At 58.9% G+C, this 19,566-nt stretch carries 21 protein-coding genes; 1 reads left to right on the forward strand and 20 read right to left on the reverse strand.

Translation table 11 applies throughout. From position 1 onward, the window contains the following. The first annotated feature begins 141 nt into the window (after positions 1–141). The gene (locus SB822_RS00195; RefSeq protein ID WP_410853589.1) at positions 142–1,761 is read left to right on the forward strand and encodes a hypothetical protein; all 1,620 of its coding nucleotides are present in this window, start codon (positions 142–144) and stop codon (positions 1,759–1,761) included. Between the two features lie 215 nt (positions 1,762–1,976). Here SB822_RS00195 and SB822_RS00200 read toward each other — a convergent pair whose 3' ends face one another. The 20 genes from SB822_RS00200 to SB822_RS00295 all read right to left on the reverse strand — a co-directional run bounded on the left by SB822_RS00200 (position 1,977) and on the right by SB822_RS00295 (position 19,467). Further along, positions 1,977–3,098, reverse strand: a complete 1,122-nt coding sequence (locus SB822_RS00200) for a hypothetical protein (RefSeq protein ID WP_410853590.1) — start codon at positions 3,096–3,098, stop codon at positions 1,977–1,979. A gap of 159 nt (positions 3,099–3,257) precedes the next feature. Continuing rightward, on the reverse strand, positions 3,258–3,836 hold the full coding sequence (locus SB822_RS00205) for a single-stranded DNA-binding protein (protein WP_410853591.1): 579 nt from the start codon (positions 3,834–3,836) through the stop codon (positions 3,258–3,260). A gap of 90 nt (positions 3,837–3,926) precedes the next feature. Then, complete coding sequence (locus tag SB822_RS00210; RefSeq protein ID WP_410853592.1) at positions 3,927–5,099, reverse strand: hypothetical protein; 1,173 nt, start codon at positions 5,097–5,099, stop codon at positions 3,927–3,929. Continuing rightward, entirely contained in the window at positions 5,099–5,785 is a 687-nt protein-coding gene (locus SB822_RS00215; RefSeq protein ID WP_410853593.1) for a hypothetical protein, read from the reverse strand. Before SB822_RS00215 ends, SB822_RS00210 begins: the two co-directional genes overlap by 1 nt. A gap of 121 nt (positions 5,786–5,906) precedes the next feature. Beyond that, on the reverse strand, positions 5,907–8,336 hold the full coding sequence (locus SB822_RS00220; RefSeq protein WP_410853594.1) for a hypothetical protein: 2,430 nt from the start codon (positions 8,334–8,336) through the stop codon (positions 5,907–5,909). 249 nt (positions 8,337–8,585) lie between these two features. Then, positions 8,586–9,149: a phospholipase D-like domain-containing protein gene (locus SB822_RS00225; protein WP_410853595.1), complete on the reverse strand. Its 564-nt coding sequence runs from the start codon at positions 9,147–9,149 to the stop codon at positions 8,586–8,588. 67 nt (positions 9,150–9,216) lie between these two features. Next, entirely contained in the window at positions 9,217–10,524 is a 1,308-nt protein-coding gene (locus SB822_RS00230; RefSeq protein WP_410853596.1) for a hypothetical protein, read from the reverse strand. Positions 10,525–10,632: 108 nt separating this feature from the next. After that, positions 10,633–12,069 (reverse strand): hypothetical protein, encoded by a 1,437-nt coding sequence (locus SB822_RS00235; protein WP_410853597.1) that lies wholly within the window; start codon positions 12,067–12,069, stop codon positions 10,633–10,635. A 228-nt stretch (positions 12,070–12,297) separates the two neighbouring features. Continuing rightward, positions 12,298–13,206: a hypothetical protein gene (locus SB822_RS00240; RefSeq protein WP_410853598.1), complete on the reverse strand. Its 909-nt coding sequence runs from the start codon at positions 13,204–13,206 to the stop codon at positions 12,298–12,300. 143 nt (positions 13,207–13,349) lie between these two features. Next, on the reverse strand, positions 13,350–13,847 hold the full coding sequence (locus SB822_RS00245) for a hypothetical protein (RefSeq protein ID WP_410853599.1): 498 nt from the start codon (positions 13,845–13,847) through the stop codon (positions 13,350–13,352). Between the two features lie 233 nt (positions 13,848–14,080). Next, positions 14,081–14,215 (reverse strand): hypothetical protein, encoded by a 135-nt coding sequence (locus SB822_RS00250; RefSeq protein ID WP_410853600.1) that lies wholly within the window; start codon positions 14,213–14,215, stop codon positions 14,081–14,083. Positions 14,216–14,257: 42 nt separating this feature from the next. Next, positions 14,258–14,545 (reverse strand): hypothetical protein, encoded by a 288-nt coding sequence (locus SB822_RS00255; RefSeq protein WP_410853601.1) that lies wholly within the window; start codon positions 14,543–14,545, stop codon positions 14,258–14,260. 215 nt (positions 14,546–14,760) lie between these two features. Continuing rightward, positions 14,761–15,951 carry a phosphoadenosine phosphosulfate reductase family protein gene (locus SB822_RS00260; protein WP_410853602.1) on the reverse strand — a complete coding sequence of 397 codons (1,191 nt, stop codon included), beginning with the start codon at positions 15,949–15,951 and terminating at the stop codon, positions 14,761–14,763. A 277-nt stretch (positions 15,952–16,228) separates the two neighbouring features. After that, a complete protein-coding gene (locus tag SB822_RS00265; RefSeq protein WP_410853603.1) occupies positions 16,229–16,738 on the reverse strand; it encodes a hypothetical protein in 510 nt (169 codons plus the stop codon). A gap of 455 nt (positions 16,739–17,193) precedes the next feature. Beyond that, positions 17,194–17,652 carry a hypothetical protein gene (locus tag SB822_RS00270; RefSeq protein WP_410853604.1) on the reverse strand — a complete coding sequence of 153 codons (459 nt, stop codon included), beginning with the start codon at positions 17,650–17,652 and terminating at the stop codon, positions 17,194–17,196. A gap of 47 nt (positions 17,653–17,699) precedes the next feature. Further along, positions 17,700–18,023 carry a hypothetical protein gene (locus tag SB822_RS00275; RefSeq protein ID WP_410853605.1) on the reverse strand — a complete coding sequence of 108 codons (324 nt, stop codon included), beginning with the start codon at positions 18,021–18,023 and terminating at the stop codon, positions 17,700–17,702. A gap of 150 nt (positions 18,024–18,173) precedes the next feature. Then, a complete protein-coding gene (locus SB822_RS00280; RefSeq protein WP_410853606.1) occupies positions 18,174–18,428 on the reverse strand; it encodes a hypothetical protein in 255 nt (84 codons plus the stop codon). A gap of 150 nt (positions 18,429–18,578) precedes the next feature. After that, entirely contained in the window at positions 18,579–18,833 is a 255-nt protein-coding gene (locus tag SB822_RS00285) for a hypothetical protein (protein ID WP_410853607.1), read from the reverse strand. A 146-nt stretch (positions 18,834–18,979) separates the two neighbouring features. Then, positions 18,980–19,225 (reverse strand): hypothetical protein, encoded by a 246-nt coding sequence (locus SB822_RS00290; protein ID WP_410853608.1) that lies wholly within the window; start codon positions 19,223–19,225, stop codon positions 18,980–18,982. 95 nt (positions 19,226–19,320) lie between these two features. After that, positions 19,321–19,467 carry a hypothetical protein gene (locus SB822_RS00295; RefSeq protein WP_410853609.1) on the reverse strand — a complete coding sequence of 49 codons (147 nt, stop codon included), beginning with the start codon at positions 19,465–19,467 and terminating at the stop codon, positions 19,321–19,323. Positions 19,468–19,566: the final 99 nt, after the last annotated feature.

Genomic DNA, 19,566 nt, shown 5'->3' on the forward strand with positions numbered 1-19,566 from the left:
GTCCTTCTCGATCGTGCCGCTGGTAATGGCAAAGGCAGTGCCAAGAGAGCTGTACCCAAATTCCGTTAGACGCACAACCCTACGTAGCGCATAACGGTGAGCCAGCCACTGTATTGATTCCGCGCTACGGAAGGAGTTGACATGCGTATGCCCCTGCTCCGCGCCGACTTTGAGCGTGGATCCTTCACGAAGATCGCCAAGGCGCTTCGGAAAGCCTGGTCGCTGGACGATCTCTCGCTCATGCAGTCCCAGGATACTCTTGCTATCCTGTTCGGCTATCACAGCGCTCATGACGCGCGCCGCGAGGCGCAGCCATCATTCCCAGCGGATTTCGGGTCGCCGATCATGAAAGACCTGACTACCGCGATCGCGAAGCGGCTCTTTCTTCGGTACGAGATTGATCCCCTTGCGGCGCGACAGATCGCCTCGCGGCTCCATCTCGGGGAACTGGCCGTGTCGGATATCAGCGCTGAATCAAAAATGATGAGCCTGTTGCGCGACGCGATGTCGCGGGAGACCGGGGCCATTACAACGACGGATGGCGGAGTAGCCCGGGTGTTTCTCGATGAAGCAGGCTACCACGCCGGAAGGCCAAATGATTCCTTGCGCGAAATACTGCGTAACGTGGAAGACATCCCAAACGCGGTGTATCAGGTTCGGGGCGACAAGGTGTTCGTGTTCGACAAGCTGGTGCAACTCGCTGATGCTTTGGGGATGAAGGCGTCCGAGCCGGAGTTCTCCGATCTATCTCGACGTCTCATCGACAAGGCGTGCGTCACGGCGCAAGACGCTGTCACTCACTGGAAAATCGTGCCATCGCCTTACGAGATCGAAGCGATTGCAGGTGGCGCATTCGCCATCAGGCATCGGCCGTTCAAGGCTCGCCTGCCGGGCGTATATGCCTCAGAGGAGGCGATGCACGCGGCCCTGGTCACCCTCTTGATGGGTGGGATCGTTCCCGGACCTGGGAACTTCGAGTATCGCGGACAGCCGATGTCCGCGCAGGCACCGTTCGATCTGGACGGCTTCACTATGGCTCCGCCCGAGGTTCCAGAACACAATGCCAGCCTTTGGCTACGGCTCGGCCGTGTCGAGTGGCGCCCAGGAATGCCATTAATTTCGCAGGAACTGTTTCAACATGCGAAGGAACTTGAGACCGCCTGGAAGCGAGCCTGCAGCAGCATGGAAGCGGCAGTGGACAGATTCACAGCGAGTCTATGGCTGGACGCGACGAGCTTGGGCTTTGAGCAGCTCAACGACCCGCGCGACATTGTTGACGAAGCCGATCGCGATCAGGTGCCGGGCCTCAGAGTCGCCTACCCCGAACTTGAGATGCTATCCGACGGAACGCTGTGGTCGTTATACGATTCTTACCAGTTCGAGTGCTGGCAACTCAGGTCTTGGGATCCAGTCCGGGAAGACGAGTTTCTCTTCTTCCTGATTGGATGTGTTACGGACGTTGCTGCAGGACGCAAAAGGTCAGCGGTCTCGGTCGGGAAATGGGTTGCGTACCACTGGAAATCCGGAAACTCGTTTGCGGAAGCCAAATGGTTCGGCTGCCAGGTTCGCTTCAACAGCGAACTCGCTGGTGATGTCGCCATGCGGATTGCCGACGCGATGGATTTTGTCGAGCAGGATGAAAAGGCACACGACCTGCGCGGCCCGAAAATCACCACCCTTGGAGACGTTATGCGTATCGGACGGAAGCGTAACAACCTCTTTGTGGTCACGCAGGACTCGAGCCAGTTCACCAAAGGCTGAGAAGCTAGATAACCGAGGCACTGTGACAGACGGCCAAACGAAACTGCTGGATCAACAAGTCGCTAAGCCTGAAAAAAGAACAGCATGGCCGTCGCCGGCATCACATCAGATCAGTTTTGCTGTCCTTGACCAGAGGCTTTGAACTCCAAAAAAAAAGGCCGACACCCCGTGTTGCGGGGAGTCGGCCGTGTTTTGCTGGTTCATGGACCGGAAGGTCACGCAGCCTGCCGGACCACCTGTTGCTGTTTTCGTGCTTCGCTGCGCTGAGCGAGGCGGAGCGCCCTTGCGGTTGCGGCGACTACTATCCGTTCAAACTGCTTTGCCCAGATGTCGCAAAAGTCCACCCCTTCAACAACCGACGCCACGATCGAGCAACGCTTGCCGAGCGCGCGGATCTTCTCCGCCAGGACTTCTGCGTAGTGCTCACCGGGACGGAAGCCTCTCTTTTGGTCAACCTTATCCCGGTCGGCGTAGATCACGACGTGATCGTAGTCATCCCAGTTAATGTTGGCCGCCGACAGATTTCCGGCGTTCAGCAAACTGCGCACTTCAACTCGGTTCTGGTGCTTGGCGACAACTGCAAATCCCGTCTCCGCCCCTTCCACTAAAGCAAGCGTACGTGACCGGGCGGTATTGAGCCGGATCGACGAGCCTCTCGCCTTCGTTGAATCGGGTGCACTCATCTCAAGCTTCGAACGGGACTTCCCTTTCTTGTCAAGGAACGGAACCTTCTTTCCCTCGACCGTCAGGTACGTCCGGTGAAGCATGCGCGGCTTGCCATCCGCGGAGCATGCCCGTTTCAGCATGACTGGAAACTTGCCACGGTTCTTGCCATCAACGTCCCAGTAATCCATTCCTGGATGATAGCGGATGTCCGGACTGATCCATTCGAGCTTAAGACCAGGGATTCGCGATGCCAGATATTTCCAGACGGGGGTGTCCTCCGTGATCTGGAGAGCACCGTCCCACGCTTCCTGCAACTCACGACGTTTCTGTTCCGGGGACTTCTCTTTCTTAACCTTGATGCGCTCGGGCTTAGGCCTTTGCGTAGCTACGGCTCCGCCGGCGTTGTAATTCTTGGTCTCAAGCTCGTGGTAAATCTCGCGGTACGGCTTGTCTGTCACGAGATGTATGAGCTCGACGCCAGTGCCCGTGAGGTCGCATCTTGCGCAATGCCACCGGCCATTCAGCGCATCGTGATAGAGCTTGAATACCTGGGTCTCGTCGCCGCATATCGGACACGGTGCCCACTTGCCTGTCAGGTGATGCGAGTCGATGTAGCAAGGTAGAGCCTGCAACCAGTCGACCTTCGTCAAATTAAGTTTTTCTTGCTTCATGAATTAGCCCTCTTGCCAAAGGATTGGCGAATAAAAAAGGCGTGTGTGACTACAGCAAAGAACCTTCTTGATGACGTCGGGCATTGGACGGCATCAAGAAAGCCCCCAAAACGGAGACCTTCAGATCGTTGCGCGCTGGTGGCGCGCAGCGGTCGAATTTCAGAACTCTCGATAATGTTGTTCGAAGTCCAGATAGTTAGTAGACCGTGCGAACGGAATATCGTCATCCATCTCATCGAAGCCGCCGCCTGCCGGAATGCCTCCAGTAGCCGGTCGCGACGGTGCGCGTGTGGACGATCCACCGCCACCACCGCTGCCTCGACTCGCATTTCCGCTGCCACCGGCGGAACGTGCCGGACGGCTGTCGCCGCCCTCTTCGTGGCCACCAGCGTCACCTGCTCCGCTACGGCCGCCGAGCATCTGCATTTGATCGGCGACGATCTCCGTCGAGTATCGGTCGGTACCGTCCTGCGCCTGGTATTTGCGAGTACGAAGACGCCCTTCGATATAGACTGAAGAGCCTTTCTTTAAGTACTCCGACACGATTTCAGCTAGGCGGCCAAAAAACGAGATCCGGTGCCATTCGGTGCTCTCTTTAAACTCCCCTGACTGCTTGTCTTTGTAGCGGTCGGTCGTGGCAAGACGGATGTTTGCCACCGCATCACCACTCGGCAGATAACGTACTTCCGGATCTGCGCCAAGATTGCCGACGAGGATTACTTTGTTCACTGATGCCATTTCAAGCTCCTGATGGCTCCCTTGGGAAGCCGGGTAAGAATTCCTTAGAAAAGGCGGGCGCGATGTTGCTGCGCCCTCCCCTGATGCGACCTAGCCGTTAGCCTGGCGACGTCGTTGATTCAATGCGCGGGCAACCACGTGGAGGTTGTACACGTTCCTTGTGCGCTCCTCGCGGCTCCCGTTTTCACTCACGATCGAGAAAGGCTGCACCCCCTTGCGAATCTGGATGGTGTCGCCCTTCTTGAGATCGAAGCGTTTTGCCAGCGCGTGCATCTCGACGCCGGAGAACTCCTTCTTCCCGTCCGTCTCTGTGAGAAGTTCCATCACATAGATGCGATAGCCCTTCTCTCCGCGCTTTCGATTCTGGAAATGCAGGTTCTCGATGTAGCCCTGGTAGGCAACGTCTTCCCACTCTGCAATACCGTCTTCAACGTGTGTTTCAGCCTCGCGCTCCGTTGCGAGGGGCTCGCGTGCCGGAGAGGCGTGACGTTCGTAGCTTTCCAGCTGCTGCGAACTGAACGACTCCGCTTCCATCCACGGAGGCATATCAGTCGGCATCCCGTCGTCGACGAACGCGGGATGATTCTCCTGACCCTCCGGCGCTTCCGGAGCTGCTGGCGCAGCCTCAGTCTTCACCGAGCGTGGGCTTTTTGCTTTCTTGACTGGCGTTCCGGTCTTCTTCGCCGCGGCAATTTCCTGCGCGGTGAAGCGGATCGCTTCATCAAGGCTGAATGCCATCTTGTGTTCCGCTGCGAGGTTGCGAGTGAATGGAGCGAGCTCCACGTCCTCTTTCTGGTCGAAACGCAAAACGACGCCGTCCTCGCGATACAACGAGAACCGGTAAAACCTGGTTCCGATCTTGAGGTTCGCGTGCCTGTCAGCAATCTTCAGATCGCAAGCGTGGAGACCGCTCCGCTTTGCAACTTCCTGAACGGCTTCGGGCGATTCGGCACGACCCACGACTCGGGCCTGCTTTTCGTCCTCAACCGGCCGCGATCGCTTTGCCGCAGCTTGAGGCTGCGCCGCTGCGGGTGCCGCGCTCGACGCCGGCGCCGATGGGGCCGCCTGCGCGTCCAGACCGGCCTTCGCCTTCGCAACTTCTTTTTCCGTGCGACGCGCAGTCTGGAACGCGAGAAACACGTTCCAGGTGAAGCGACACGCACCGCGCACGCCGGAGAAGATGCTCTTTGCGATATGGAAGCTGAGATCCATCACCAGCAGAACTACGCTGAAGATGCCGAGGTTTTGTCTGCGAAGGGTCATTATTGGACCCTCCAGCCAGCGACATCGACGTACTCGGACAGCTTCATCTCGCAGTCGCGCACGAAGCCGGGACTGGTAATCTCGGAGATCGTGCGGAGCAGCCCTTTCAGATGGGGGCGTACAACACGACCGAGACGACGGCGAAGCGCATGAACGTCGCAACCGACCTGATTGGAAACCCACTCGATCGGCACGTGCACGTCTTTCACCACCTTCCCATCAATCACCTCGTTACGCATGGCACGCTGGAAACCGTAGACCCAGGCGAGACAGTCGTAAAGACGGGTCTGCGTGTGGTCAGGCTCGACGAAGGCAAAAAGATCCATCGACGACGATTCCAGTGGCACACAGACGAGGCTGGCACGCAGGTCATTCGCCATGAGATTCCAGAGCGATTTCGCGAGGATCATCTCCGGCGCGTCCGTGTCGCTGATATCGAGATCACTACCGACCAGTTGCTTTGCGTCCACAGCGGCGTCGACGTCATCGACGTCTGTCGCACGCACCTTGCTGAGCGATACCGTACGGGCTTCGCTCACCTTGGCGTGTTCGAGCACCGACGAGGCGCACAGGGCGCTGGCAACCTTCTTGCCCTTTTTTGCCTTCGGTGCGACGACCGCTTTCGGCGTCGGCACCTTCGCGCGAGGCGCGCGTTCAATGCTTGCCACAAAGTTTCCCCAGTTCATAGTTTCTCCTTGGGTATGCCCTAGAGAGGGCGTTAAAAACCGGAGAAACGGGCCATGAAGCCTTACCCCTGGATCGCATCGAGCGACCACAGGGGAAAAGCCTTTCGGCTTTCCCGCTCGGCTACAGCGCGCTTACGTCAATGACGTAATCGGCCATGCCTTGCAGTTCCTTCGTCTGGGTAACGAAGTATTCGCGGCTGTAGCGCCCGATCTCGAGCACCCTGCGCTTCATTGCTACGAACTGTCGCTTCTTGTCCTCGTCAAGGCGACCATCCGCCTCGTCCGTAAAAAGCGTATCGAACTGGTAACGGCCCGACTCGGCGAGATACAGTGCAACCGCGCGCGTCACGCATTCGTTGACGAACGCTTCCTGCCCGTTGCTCAGATCGTCGATCGAGATCTCTGGACCACCCTGGGTATCCCGGACTCGGATGTCGAAACCCTCCCGAAGCTCCCCCGTGCGCAACTCGTGCTGAGTAGCAAAGCGCACGACGAACTGCCCGTCGTAGCACTCTTTCAGCAGGTCATTGGCATGGGCCGAGATCTCGGGGCCGGCGTCGTCAATCTCGAAGGCGACCAGCCCGTTCTTACCGACGGCGAGAGCGGCTTGTTCCCAGCAAGCGATCTCGAACGTGAGCGCTTCGGCGACCTTACGCACTGGCTCAAGCTGCTCCAGCCTGACCTGGGTCTGCGCCAGTTGGCGCTCGACTTCGGTCAACTGCGCGCGCAGATCTGCAAGTGCCTGCTTCGCTGTAACGACAGCCTGATCAGCCTTATCCCGCGCCGCCACCGCGTCCGCCCGCACCTGTGCGTTGGGTTCAGCCGGTAACGCCGCGAGGCGGGCCTCAAGCCCGGCAATGATGTCTGCCGTTGCTCGACGTCCGAGCGCGACCCGCTGATCGACCTCCGCGGCGAACTTTCGCGCATCCGCAACACTGGCCGCCCGCTTCGACTCCGTCGCAGCAATGAACTGCTGCTTCTGGGTGATCAAGGCTTCGAGCGCCGGACGTTGGCGCCGCGCTTCGGCGACAACCTCTTCGCGCGCTGCTGTCTGCATCAACGTGGTGATCTCTCTGGCGATTGCATCGAGTTCCTCGCGCAACCCGTCACCTTTCGCTTCCAGCGCGTCGAGTTTCGCGACTTCGACGCCGGCTGCTTCGAGCAGCTTGTCGGCGGAGCGATACTCGCTGCGTAGCCTGAAAAGCTCTGCGGCCACCGTCGCGAGTTGGGATTTCGCGGCGAGCGCGTCAGCGAGAAGCTCGCACCGGCTCTGGAGACTGGTGTTGACGCACGGCACCTTCCCGGCTAGCGCGGCAACGACCTCGATCTGATCCTTGCGCTTGCGCGCGGCGGAACCGTTCGTGTGCGCGTTAGCCTTCGCTTCAGTCTGCCGGATCACCATTTGCCGGTGTGGCTTGAGCGCTTCGACCTGCTTCCGGTTTTCCTCAAGCAGCACGGAAAGTTCCCCGTGACGCTTCCGGGCGACCTGAAGTCGGGCGATAGCCGCCTTGATGTCGGCCTCTTCGTTGATGCGCGAAAGAACCTGATCTAGCTGCAGTTGCAGATGCCGGAGATCCTGACCCGCGGAGACAAGAGCCTGCATCAGATCCGTCTCCTGCTGGCGGTAGACTGCCGACGATGCCAGAGCCTGGCGTCGCGTCTCGTTTTCCTGATCGTCACCGCGCTTGCGCTCGGTTTCGATCTGTTGACGCAACTCGGTACGCTGTCTATCGAACTCCCGCATCCCTTCGACGCGGGCGTCGAACTGAACGACGACCGTTCGAGCCTGCTCTGCGGCCGCTTCGGCCTGCGCGATCGCAACCGTCTTGGCGTCGATGCGGATCTTCAGCGCGGCGCGACCTTCTGCGCTCTCGCGGGCCGCCTTCCGAAGCGGCGCCTCTTCGCGCAGCTCCGACTGAAGTTCCGTGAGCCTTGCCTGTAACAAGGCAGACACCTCGGCGGCGTCGGCACTCGTTTTGAGCAAGCGTTCGACGTTCAGCCACACGCTCAGCAACTTCTTGATGTCGCTCGTCTCATATTCCGACAGCATCCGTCGCTTGGAGGCAGCGAAAGCCGTCGTGACAAAGACCTGGCACTTCCCGAGAATTTCATCCAGGCAGCGGTCATACGAACTCGCACTGCCGTCTGACCGGGTTCCGTCGGCAAGCTTGACAGGTTCCCACGTCTGGCCAGTACGCTGCAGCAGATATGCCGTCTGTGACTGGCTCTTCCCGGTGGACTTGAACAGCAGGTTCGAACGATAGACGACACCCTGGTGCTCCCAGTCGAAACGCTTCTCGGCGACGGGTGCGCACAGTTCATCCCAGTACGAAAACGCAGATGGAGTGTGTTTGCCCTTCGCACGACCTGGCATGATCCGGTAGGGATGCAGGTTGTCGAGGATGGTCGATTTGCCTTTGCCGTTAGGCGCAGACAGGGCGACAAGTCTTGCAGTTTCAGGGATTATGGTCAGATCCAGAGTGATCTCGTCCTTGCGAAGACCGGACGCGATACCGCTAAACCCTTTCAGATAGAGGCCAAGTGGCTTCATTTTCGATCTCCGTGCCGCAGGAGCGGCGATTTGAAAACGTCCGAAGCCGGAGTCTCAGAGAGATCGACGTAGATGCTTGTCCTTGTCTGCCTTTTCGGCAAGGAGAAACACCTGCGATTTTTAAAACGTAATGCCGCAGGGGCGGCCAGTGCTGCGGTGCCAGCATACAAAAAATCTGGCCGCAATTCAAGCCTGAAATTCGACACGCCGCTGATCCCCGAGGATCAACGGCGCTCGAGATGCTTCAGGTTAATGCACTGCAGTCGATTCGTCCCACAGCGCCTTCCAGTGGGTCGCATAACACGCGGCCACGCTCGGCACGTGTCGCAAGACAACTGCGTTCTCCGCATGCTTTGCCGAGGCGGCGGCGGCCGTGAAGTTGAACGAACCCAACTCCACCGCGCCAGATCCAAAGGTCAAATTTTTGTCATGGATCATGTCGCGGCGGTTGTCCTGACGGACCGGAATGCCGTGGCTGACCAGGTACTGGACTTTCGACGCTTTCTTGCTCGCGTTTTCCTTTGCGTCAACGACAACGGCAACCTTCACGCCGTTATCTTTGGCCGCCACAAGCGCCTTGGCAACAGGCCAGGATGTGAACTCGTACGCCGTGACCAGGATGCTTCGCTCGCCCTTGCGCTGACTTTCCTCGCGGATCGCCTTCAGTACTTTTTCTCCGGCCGTGCCCTCGGGCGAAAACCCGATATCGATTGTCGCGCCGGGAGGCAACGGCAATTCGCTACACGACGTGCTGCCCTTGCTCGCGATCGCCGGCACTTCAGCGGTGCTGTTGGTACTGCTGCCGCCGATCATCGACGCGACACTTTCCTTTGCCTCTGTCAAAGCCTGCGTAACCGGCTGGACACCCGACGAGATCCAGTCATACGTTCCCGCATGCGACAGCGTTGCTGCTGTCAGGAGCGCCAGTGCCACGAGGGTTTTCAGATTTCGCTGCATCATAAAGTCCTTTCAGAATGGTTGATACGATAGTTTTCGGATCCGACGACTGGAGAAGTTCCAGTCTCGGGACAACTTCATTTGCCTCTCCCCCGGTTGCCTCACACCACCTCGCTACCTTCAGCGGAAGTGATTCGAGCCGGGAAATACCAGGTGCGCGCCGCCGGACAGTTGGAATAATCCGACCGTCGATGCTCACCTCTTGCGCCATGCTTAGCGCCTCGCGAATCGCCTTGCGGTCTACCGTCGCCGCAAACTCTTCGTCGATCTCGTAGATGACGCGAACAAAAGCGCCCGCGCAGTCGATGGCATTTGCACGGATGTAGTCAACGTCGGGCGGACCCGTAAAACTGAAGTCGACCATCCGACACGCCGGCGTTTCTACGAACTGGAAACTGCAGGTGCGTGCACCTACGTCCCAGATGAGGAAGCCCTTTGCGCCCCGCTCACCCCAGTGATTGCGGCCTATGCTGCCGGGATACGCGACGATCTGGGCGATGCCTTCATACTCGCGCTCCCAGCTCTGGTGCTTATGAATGTGACCAATCATTGCTGCCGAACACATGGCTGCATAAATTCCCCCGAGGGAGAATTCATGATCGGGGCCGTCCATGGGCACGCCAGTTTCTGTCAGCGCACCTGCTACTGTTCCGTGGCCAACGAGCACGGTAGGAATGCCCATCGCTCGCACAGCCCGATTCACGGGCGCAAACACGCCAGCCATCAGGCCAGCGAGTACGTCGCCCATTTCCTGCGCAACATGCTCCGCGCCGACCGACGCAACGAGGTCGGCACGATTGACAGTGGGCACGGCCGAAACAACCAGCCGCGCGCCTTCACATTCCTGCGCAGACTGCACCCAGACCCAACGTTCGCCAAACAGCGCGATTTGCCCCACCTGGTCCACCACCTGGACGGAAAAGCGCGACCGGACGAAGCTGAACAGGTGCAACATGCCAGCAGGCTCATGCGAAAACGTTCCTTGCAGCAACAGCACCGGGCAGTGGTCCGCCATGCGCTGTACGTGCCGGACCAGATCCTGAAACGCCGGTGAGTGGGCGTGAAGGGGTCGGTCTGTCGAGTCACCCGTGAAAATGGCGACATCGACGTTTGCAGCGATCGCATCGGATACCGCGCTGGTCATGCACGGTCCAACCTCCGCGAGTGTTGCCGGAGCGAAGTGCAGATCGCTGAACTGCGCGATCTTTACCCCGTTTATTTCCCGATTCATGATTGCTTCCTCCTGCCGCAAATAACGGCGTGTGAAATCAGGAGGGAGGTGACGCTTTTCCAAGGTGCGTACCTTGGAAAAGCCCCAACGGGGCTTTCCTGCTACTGGTTACGAGTGCGTGATCAGGTCCGAGGACTGCTCAATCACCAGCAACGCTGCTTCCCGGCCCTGACCGAAGAGCCCCTCGATATGCGCGACCACCTCGCGCATCTTCGGAAAACTCTTCTGCCACTGGCCGAACTTCTCCGCGGTGTATGCCGCAAGCCGCGTCTCGTCGACGTTGAATTCAAGCGGCAGGAGCCGCGAGCGCACAACGACGTCAAGATCCTTCCCGTGCTTCATGAGTTTCTGCAACGCCTCATGTACCTCGCGCACGACGGCCGCTTTCGCATCCCAACCGTCGCCGTACTTCTTTGCGACGAACCGGAGGAAGAGTGCGCGATCGCATCCCGTCTTCTCCAGATCAGCTTCGATCGCTGCGATCTGGGCTTTCAGGTCAGGCGTTGACGCGAGGGATGCGGCCACCCCGTTGCCGTCGACGGATGGCTGAAGATGCTCCGCAGCCACGACCGTCACGGCTTCAGCGTCAACCGTTGCATTCGGGTGTACCCAGGCGGTTGGGACCATCGGCGCGGTGGGTGCCCCGACGAGGGCTGTGTGATTCATGCCCAGCAACGTACCCATGTCGATATCGGCAGTCAGACGCGGAACCCACTGCAGCCCCGTCACCCGCTTGCCATGCTCATCGAAGTACGTCCGTTCCTCCTGGACCTTAGACATCATGAAAACGGGCTGACCGGGATGGTTCGGGTTCGACGTCGGGATGTAGCCAAGCGCATCCTTGATCTCGTTGAGAGTCGACCAGATGTTTTCCGCCGCATACTCCGAGCTCGTTTCCATCGACACGAGACCGAGTCCGGACACCTTGGGCAGGTAGAACTTCAACTGCCCACGGAACTTGCAATTGCCACTCCGGAATTCCTGGCACACACGTGGTTCGCATGTGCCGCGGACTTCCCAGTCCCGCCGAGGAACACGCTTCACGCCAGCTTTTCGCTGGTCGAGAATCGTCTTTGGCGCGACGGCCGGCAGTGTTTCGCAGACCCGGTTTCCGTTGTCGTCATACGCCGAGCGGAACTTGTTTTCTCCCACGTGGCTTTCGAAGCGGTGGGGGAAGAAGTCCAGCAGGTGGTTCGAATGAAAGGCCAACGGGAACTTGTAGAGATGCCGGTCGACGCCCTCACCTTCGCCATACTCCGCGAGAATCTTTTCCGCGAAGATGGGAAACGCAAAATCCGACGCAGACACGTTGAAATGCTGCGTGTTCTTCGGATACATCGGATAGTTGATACCGAGATCCTGGATCTTCCGCTCAATTTCAGATGCCCGAAGACGCTCCCTTCGACCCTGGTCGTAGATCGCCACCGCTTCCTCGTTCTTCATTGCGGCTTTGGTGAGAACCTTCGTGCCACAGCGAATCTTGCCTGCTGCGCGAGCGCTGCCATTCCGTTCGAGCCGGTCGCTCAGAATCGATTTCGTTTTCATGATGTTGTCTGCCTTCAGGGACGTGCGTCCGAGATGGGTTATCGCCGACGGGTGCCGGTCGATCCTCATGCCAGTGCTGGCAATGTAGGCAGGCGTGCGCGTGTGCGCACTGGGATGGTCTGGGCCATGCCAGTGAACACGCCTCATGCCGAACAGATTGATGAGCGAGGGTAGTAGCCGGCGCCGGAGGGAAAAAACTTCCCTCCGGCGCCCGGCTACTGTTCACATTTACGCCGCGAGCGCCCACACGCCGCGTTCCTTCGGTGCGAACTCGCTATGCAGCTGGAGCGTCTGCCGAACTTTGGCCTGCCAGTTCGGGTTCGAGGCGATCTTGTCGGTCGACGACGCCACAGCCGCGTAGATTGCCGGCAACGGCGCGCTGCCGCCCAGTTTCATCAGCACCAGTTTCACCACGTTTCGCCAGGTGCCCTGCAGGCGGCTCTGCGCCTGACGTGCCGTGGCGCCGAGAACCGCGATGATCGTGCGCAGCTTGCGTTGAAGCAGGACGATGTACTCATGCGAGATGAACGGCAACGCTGTCTTGCCGTTGTATTTCTTGAACGAGCTCATCGTGTTGTGCTGCGCCTTGATCAGCACACCCGCCAGCTCATCGGCCGGCATGCGCGCGATGAGTTCAGCCTGATACGACGTGTACTTGCCCTGGCGACGCCAGTCTCCGATGATCACACCGTAATAGCCACCTTCCTTTGTCGCGTCTCGCTGGTTCAGGACGGCGAATGCAAGCTTCGTGTTGAACTCTTCATCATCGGCGCACCGCGACAGGTCATTCGGGTGTGCCTCATTGCCCCACACGTTTCCCGCCCCGCTATACACGATCTGGGCCCCGTACGGAGGATGCGAGAGCACAAGATCGCCGGGCTCACCAGTACGCTCAAGGATACTGTGCTGAAGCACGTCGAAGCCTTGGTGCAGATCCAGCCCGTAGGCACGGATGTTCATTTCGCGCGCCACCTCGACGCTTGTGCCAGAACCCATCATCGGATCAATGAAAACGGGATCGGCACGCCCGACGAGGATCTGCTCGAAGAGCGACTTGTAGACGTATCCTGAACAGTTGCCACGCCAGGACGCCTTACCCCAGGGGCCGCGCTCGGGAAAGCTCATGATGCTGCTCATCGTTAATCTCCTGTTTTGTGCCGGCATGCGGCGTTAAAAACGGGAGTGTCGGGAGACACACCGGTTGTCACCACGGGTGTGTCCCCAGACCGGAATCGCCGCGGATCAACGCGTGCCGGGTGGGCGTCGCGTTGACCGCATGGTCAGGCTCGTTGTGCTTGCTGCCGGGCACTAATGCCCGCTGCCGCCAGTGCTCTCGGCCACCAGCGCTTTGCGCGCTCGTTTGATGGATGAAGGCTCACTTCGCGTACGCTGCCGTCGATCATGTCCCGCTCACCCGGAATGGTCAGCCACCCGGGAGCGGACGTCTGGTCGCTCGGATCAGCGTGCAGATAGTCGCTCTTGAGACGCTCGACCAGTTCGCGGAACGTGTGCTCGCTGTTTTCCCATTCGTAGCCTTGCTCCGAATATTCGCCTAGTCGTGCGCTTTCATCGGTGACGACCGTGAACGTCTGGTTGATGAACATCGGGTCGATCCATGGAACGCCGAGGGCGAGTGCCGCGGACCGGTGGGCATCAACAATGTGCCCGCAGGTCGTATGGCGTATCCACCCTGCAACACTCCGCAGCTCCACCACGTAACTGGCGGACGAGTCATCGAAGAAGATATTGACGTCCTCACGCGCGTTCATGTTCTTCATGCGCCGCTCCGACCGGACAGGACAAGCGGCGATCGCACGTGCGACCGGGTTTCTTGGTTCATGTGTTTCTCCAGTATGCCAGGATCGGCGTTGAAAACTGGAGTGTCAGGAAACACAACGGTGGCACTGGCCAGTGTAGTGTGCCCTGCGATCGCGGAGGTTGGTGAAGCTCCCCCGATAAGGGGGAGCCTCGCTTCCACTGCTCACTACTACTCGCGGGCAGTGGTATCAGATCAGTCGATCGACTGAGCCGAGGTACCACGACCCACCGCGCCGATGAGGGCTCGGACGCCCGACTGGATCGGTTGAACGACTTCAAGGGTGAAATCGATCACCTCACCAACGAACAGATTTGCGAGTTTTTTCATGAGAATCTCCGGTTGATTTGACCTGGTGAGAATTGAACAGACTTACTTGAGGCTTTTTACAAAGCGCCTGAAGGCCAACCAGGATACCCACCCGAAGGCGATAACGTGGAGGACCAGGGTTGCCACATGCACCGCAGACAGCAGAAAGCCTGCCAGCGGGTCATGCGTGGCCGCCGTCATCCCCTCGATAACCGAGTGACTGAACATGGCGGACTTCGCGACAAGAAAGAGCATCACGACCGACGTCATGACATCGGCGGCGAAGCGCACGAGCATTTCTGCCAGTTCGAACAGTTCTTTCTTGAGTTCTTCGGGTAGCTTGAATTTCATATTTTTATTCTCCATTGCTTGTTGATTCCGCTTCGCAACGTTTCCGTTGCGATTCACGCTTCATGCCGACTATTCGGCGCGGATAAAGCAATCTGCCGTGATGGCATTCCAGAACCACAGGGCTCTGGAATGCCCGAAGGCATTCCCGATTGATTGACGCAGACCGACCCGGGTCAGCAAGTCGGTCACAGGGACCGGCTTGCCGAGACGAAGGATCAGCAGAAGGAGAACTCACCCTGAATACTGGTCGGTTCTTCTTCCACGCCCCCTTTGCCCTTTGCGTCCTTGATCGCTATCAACGCGGCGTAGCGGGCGTGAACACTTTGGGCATCGAGATGCTCGGCATCAAACCCCAGCAGCGTCGAAATCCGCTGACGAACGCTTGCCAGCAGCGCGGCCTCCTCCCTGCTCGGAAGCACGATCGGCCATCCCTTTTCGTACAGAAGGTGCAGAGGGATCTCGGCTTCGATCGCCTGGCGCTGCACTGCGACAGCCTTCGCGTGTTCGACCTGCTCTCGCAGAGCCCTTGACAGGAGGTGCGGCGCAACGTCCGCCAACCACCTGGCTCCCTGAAACGCGAAAGTCGACTTCGCTTCCAGTTCGACCATGCGGACGTACGGCTCGTGGTTGTCTTCGCAAAGCGCAGAAGCGATCAGATCCGCCTCCGACGACATGATGCAAAACGCGCAACTTACGCGGCTCGCACCGTACCGGGTGTAGGCCTCGTGAAGTTCCAGCCCCGCATCGTGAATTGCATAGACCACGTCCTCGACCGGCCACTCGATGATGGCATTCCAGGTCAGGCCCGAGCCCGCCTTCCGGGTCAAGGCAACATGGGGAGCCGATACCGGCATCCTGCTGCGATTGGAGCTTTCCTGACGACGAATGCCCGTCACATTGAGAATGTTCCCTTGCGGGAAGCGCTTTTTCAATGCGGAAGCAATGACCGCTGTCTTCAGTTCCGATGTGCAAAAGCGCATCGACGGCGTGCTCCACGGCAGGATGATCTTCACGCACGACAGATCTTCGTACCGTGCGACGTTGTTACGCCAGCGCCCTTCCCAGCGGGCCAGCATGTCGCCCGCCTGCCGTCGCACAACCAACAATTCCCACCCGAGACGCCGGGCAAGTCGTTCGCAACTGGGCAGACTGTCTTTCCACTCGATGCGTCCGAGGTCCGAATGCACCAGCAGACGCGGTCCCTTATGGCCGATCTCGTCGAGATGCCGCGACACAGCGATGGCACAGGCGTCAGAGTCCTTGCCGCCGGAAACGCCGATCGCCACAACAGCGTCGCTTTCAAGCATCGCCTGTACTTCGGGCGTCAACGCGACCTGATTCGGCTTGCCCGGAGGGGCGCCGTCCAGAAAGCGCGGCCTGATGAAGCCGATTTGCTGTTCGAACATGTTGCTTCTCCAGAGGTGAGCGAGAAGCGTCCCCGTTGGGGAGCGCGTCCCCGCAAGGATTGATGATTTCTGTTGATGAAGGATCAACAAGAGTGCCATTGAATGGCGTTCAGAAAATCACCCTTGTGGTCACAGAGATTCGCAAGCGTTGACGCTTGCGGATCCTTGCGGTCAGCCGGTTCTGAGAGTTGCAGTGCCATCCTGGCGGATGAGACGCGACCGTGAGGTCGCGTCAGGCTATGCAATTTCGACTTTGGGTGGCGCTACAGCTGCACCATCAGTTTGCAGGGTGTGAATCCGCAGGCGTCGCGCTGTAAAGCGCGCGCGCCCAGTGCATGGTGGTGGCCAGCAGTTCGAATACGAGCGCGCTGATACCCACCTCGAACGCACTCCCATGAACAAACTCGGCAACCTGAAACGACAGCGGCGACAAGTGGTGTTCCAGCAGCTCGAGCACAAAGTGTGTCACCTTGTACAGTCCACATGCCGAGCCCAGCAACACCAGCATCATCAACACTGCCGCGTGGCCTTGCAGCGCAAGGGACACGTTCGGGTCGAATTTACGGGACGTCGTGCCGCGAATTGCGCGCCAGAACTTCAGCAATCGCTCGCCGGCTTCCTTCTGCGGCTTCAGAATCGCTTTCAGCCCCACGACCAGAACGACAGCGGTCGTTGCAAAACGAAGCAGCGCGCTAACTGCGCCGGCCGGTGCGATGACGCTCATGAAGAACTGCACTAAGAGACACACGGCGAGAAGTCCGGCCATCTCACCGAGTTCCTTCAGCAAGTCCTTTTCGTGAGCGACCAGGTGTTGACCTTCATGCCGAGCATAGTGCTTCAGTGCTTCGGGCTTTTGCGTACTCTTCGCCGGAGCGGATGGCTTGCTGACCTGTTGCGTCAGTGCGACCTGCGGCGGTGCTGCAACCGGTTTGCGTGCCTTTGCTGCTGCGGCACGGCGAATGTGGTTGCGTTGTTTGCGGGACAGCGGGTGGTGATTCTTTTTCGGGTGTTTCATTTTTTATACTCCGTTCATGCCTGAAAAGGCGGGTTGAATTGAAGTATAGGGAGCGGCTTAAACGCGCTTTAAAGCGGCGGGTGCACCGCCCCACCCTACGGCCGCGCGAAGGCGCAGCGGCGTACGGTGTGGCAGCCAGTGGGCGCACCACCGAGTGGCTTCCGCGCGCGAGGCCGGTCGTGGCCGTGCGCGGAAGCCCTCGATGGGCGTCCTGTTGCTGGTTGATGTCAACGAACTTGCACGCGACGGCGGGCGAGGATCGCCTCGGGATTGCACATGGCACTGTAGTACCACGAGAACCCGGCGAACGAACTCAGAAGCACGAACGTCTGTGCGACCGCGCCGATGCAAAGTTGCGTCGATGAGATGTTGAGGTCAAACATTGCCGAGCTGATGACCACGTAAACGAAGCCCAACGCTGCGATCGCAACAGTCGCGAGCACAACCGAATGCGCCTTGTTTGCCATGGCGAAGCGGAAATCGCAGATTTCGCGGATCGCTCGAGCGTCGGTGGGCGTTGAAAACATCAACGACACGGAACGGACGAAGGACGCGAGTTTATTGATTGCTTTTTTCATGACATTTCCCCGTAGAGTGCCGGAATCGGCGTGGTTAATCAGGGAGATGGAGGTCTGGCCAGCTTCGTCCTGCGCAGCGGGCTTTCCGGTGACGACAGTAAGGGTCACCGGAAAGCCTCCGGAGGAGGCTTTCGGCAGTTACATTACGTGGCGCCTTAGTAGCGCTTGAGAATGCCCGTTTCTGCGTTCGATTCGCGCGCGGAGAGCATCATGTCGATTGCCAACTGGATGCCGAAGGCAACGATCACACCGACGGGAATCGACGCTACGGGCGCGGGAATTCCACGGTGCAGGACAAACGCCATGGCCACCGATTCGAGATATACGGCAACGGCAAGCATGTTCGACCAGAAAAACGTGCGTCGAACCAGCTTCACACGCTTCGAGCGATTGCTTTCGAGCACATGCGATGACTGTCGGGACACCCGGGTTGCTGCCGGGTTGAACAGGCTTGCGAGCGTCGGGATTGCGAGTTTCATGGAAATACCCCTTTTGGTTGCCGGTATCGGCGGTGAAAAAGGGGGCCCGGCACGACGCGTGACGCGTCGCGGGGCTTTCCGGTGTTGCCATTCGGTGCAACGCCGGAAAGCCCCCGGAAGGGAGCTTTCAATTTCAGGAAGGGCTGGCGATCAGATGCCAGCGGCTGCTTGCTGGAGCCAGAGGGCCGTTTTGAACTTTGCGTATCCGACGTGCCAGAGTGCTGCAATGAATCCGGCGAACGTCGCAGCGATGATGATGACCACGGCAGCGTGCATCGTCATCAGGCCGAGGGAGATGCCGAGGGCCTCGAACACGAGACCAGCGAGCAAAACCGACAACGTGACCGTGTTGATTGCGAAGTTGACTTTGGACATTGCGCGGTTCATCGAGTTGCTGATCTTCATGGAAATACCCCTTTAGTTGCCGTAGCGGCGCGGAAAAAAGGGTCACCGGGTTGCCACGCAAGGTGACGTTCCTGGCTTTCCGGCGCAGTCCATCGGACAGGCGACGGAAAGCCCCCGGAGGAGGCTTTCGATTTCAGAAAAGGCTGGCGATCAGATGCCAGCGGCTGCTTGCTGGAGCCACAAGGCTGTTTTGAACTTTGCGTAGCCGACATGCCAGAGTGCTGCGACGAATCCGGCGAAAGTCGCAGCGATGATGATGACCACGGCTGCGTGCATCGTCATCAGGCCGAGCGAGATGCCGAGGGCCTCGAACACGAGACCAGCGAGCAAGACCGACAACGTGACCATGTTGATTGCGAAGTTGACTTTGGACATTGCGCGGTTCATCGAGTTGCTGATCTTCATGGAAATACCCCTTTAGTTGCCGTAGCGGCGCGGAAAAAAGGGTCACCGGTTGCCTCAAAAAAACGAGACCTCAGGCTTTCCGGCGCAGTCGATCGGGACCACGACGGAAAGCCCCCGGAAGGGAAGCTTTCGATTTCACAAGCGCGCTAGACGCTCACGGGTTCCTGGCGCGGTTGGCGCTGAAACACATATTTCACAAACAGCGGAACCGCGACGAGGAGCCAAAGCACCACGACGATTCCTCGCACGTTGGTCGTGTTTGCACCCAGGTGCGCGAAGTGCGAAGCACCCAGCACCAGCCTCCAGATAATGGCGGCGAGTACGGGAGCCCAGAACATCGACGAGAACCAGAAGATGAAAACGCGACGGACAACACCTTTACGAACTTGCATGAGAATCTCCTTGAATGGATTTCGAGGTTGATGAGTTACAGGTTTGCGACACACGAGATCGGAAGACGGGTGCATCGCATTTCTGCGACCAACCCTTACTCCACGTGCACACAAACCCAAGCGCCGTCGATCATGACTTCGGTGAGCTTGCAACCGTTCAGATAGACCACGGAGCGCAGCGGCTCCATGCTGACGATCTCGCGTACCGGAGTCTTTGCGGGCTTGATGATTTGCTGGTTCATGAGTTTTCCTCTTTTGCCGTAACGGCGCTGAAAAAGAGGTCGCCAGAGCGCGAAAGCGCAACAGCTTTCGTGAGCCAGATGGGCGCAAGAAAGCCTTCG

Source organism: Paraburkholderia sp. SIMBA_054 (assembly GCF_046534875.1).
In the GTDB taxonomy this organism is placed as follows: Bacteria; Pseudomonadota; Gammaproteobacteria; order Burkholderiales; family Burkholderiaceae; genus Paraburkholderia; species Paraburkholderia hospita.

Bases quoted from the DNA above. Each gene is read 5' to 3' on its own strand.
- SB822_RS00195 (WP_410853589.1), top strand. From the start codon at position 142: ATGCGTATGCCCCTGCTCCGCGCCGACTTTGAGCGTGGATCCTTCACG.
- SB822_RS00200 (WP_410853590.1), bottom strand. From the start codon at position 3,098: ATGAAGCAAGAAAAACTTAATTTGACGAAGGTCGACTGGTTGCAGGCT.
- SB822_RS00205 (WP_410853591.1), bottom strand. From the start codon at position 3,836: ATGGCATCAGTGAACAAAGTAATCCTCGTCGGCAATCTTGGCGCAGAT.
- SB822_RS00210 (WP_410853592.1), bottom strand. From the start codon at position 5,099: ATGACCCTTCGCAGACAAAACCTCGGCATCTTCAGCGTAGTTCTGCTG.
- SB822_RS00215 (WP_410853593.1), bottom strand. From the start codon at position 5,785: ATGAACTGGGGAAACTTTGTGGCAAGCATTGAACGCGCGCCTCGCGCG.
- SB822_RS00220 (WP_410853594.1), bottom strand. From the start codon at position 8,336: ATGAAGCCACTTGGCCTCTATCTGAAAGGGTTTAGCGGTATCGCGTCC.
- SB822_RS00225 (WP_410853595.1), bottom strand. From the start codon at position 9,149: ATGATCGGCGGCAGCAGTACCAACAGCACCGCTGAAGTGCCGGCGATC.
- SB822_RS00230 (WP_410853596.1), bottom strand. From the start codon at position 10,524: ATGAATCGGGAAATAAACGGGGTAAAGATCGCGCAGTTCAGCGATCTG.
- SB822_RS00235 (WP_410853597.1), bottom strand. From the start codon at position 12,069: ATGAAAACGAAATCGATTCTGAGCGACCGGCTCGAACGGAATGGCAGC.
- SB822_RS00240 (WP_410853598.1), bottom strand. From the start codon at position 13,206: ATGAGCAGCATCATGAGCTTTCCCGAGCGCGGCCCCTGGGGTAAGGCG.
- SB822_RS00245 (WP_410853599.1), bottom strand. From the start codon at position 13,847: ATGAAGAACATGAACGCGCGTGAGGACGTCAATATCTTCTTCGATGAC.
- SB822_RS00250 (WP_410853600.1), bottom strand. From the start codon at position 14,215: ATGAAAAAACTCGCAAATCTGTTCGTTGGTGAGGTGATCGATTTCACC.
- SB822_RS00255 (WP_410853601.1), bottom strand. From the start codon at position 14,545: ATGAAATTCAAGCTACCCGAAGAACTCAAGAAAGAACTGTTCGAACTG.
- SB822_RS00260 (WP_410853602.1), bottom strand. From the start codon at position 15,951: ATGTTCGAACAGCAAATCGGCTTCATCAGGCCGCGCTTTCTGGACGGC.
- SB822_RS00275 (WP_410853605.1), bottom strand. From the start codon at position 18,023: ATGAAACTCGCAATCCCGACGCTCGCAAGCCTGTTCAACCCGGCAGCA.
- SB822_RS00280 (WP_410853606.1), bottom strand. From the start codon at position 18,428: ATGAAGATCAGCAACTCGATGAACCGCGCAATGTCCAAAGTCAACTTC.
- SB822_RS00285 (WP_410853607.1), bottom strand. From the start codon at position 18,833: ATGAAGATCAGCAACTCGATGAACCGCGCAATGTCCAAAGTCAACTTC.
- SB822_RS00290 (WP_410853608.1), bottom strand. From the start codon at position 19,225: ATGCAAGTTCGTAAAGGTGTTGTCCGTCGCGTTTTCATCTTCTGGTTC.
- SB822_RS00295 (WP_410853609.1), bottom strand. From the start codon at position 19,467: ATGAACCAGCAAATCATCAAGCCCGCAAAGACTCCGGTACGCGAGATC.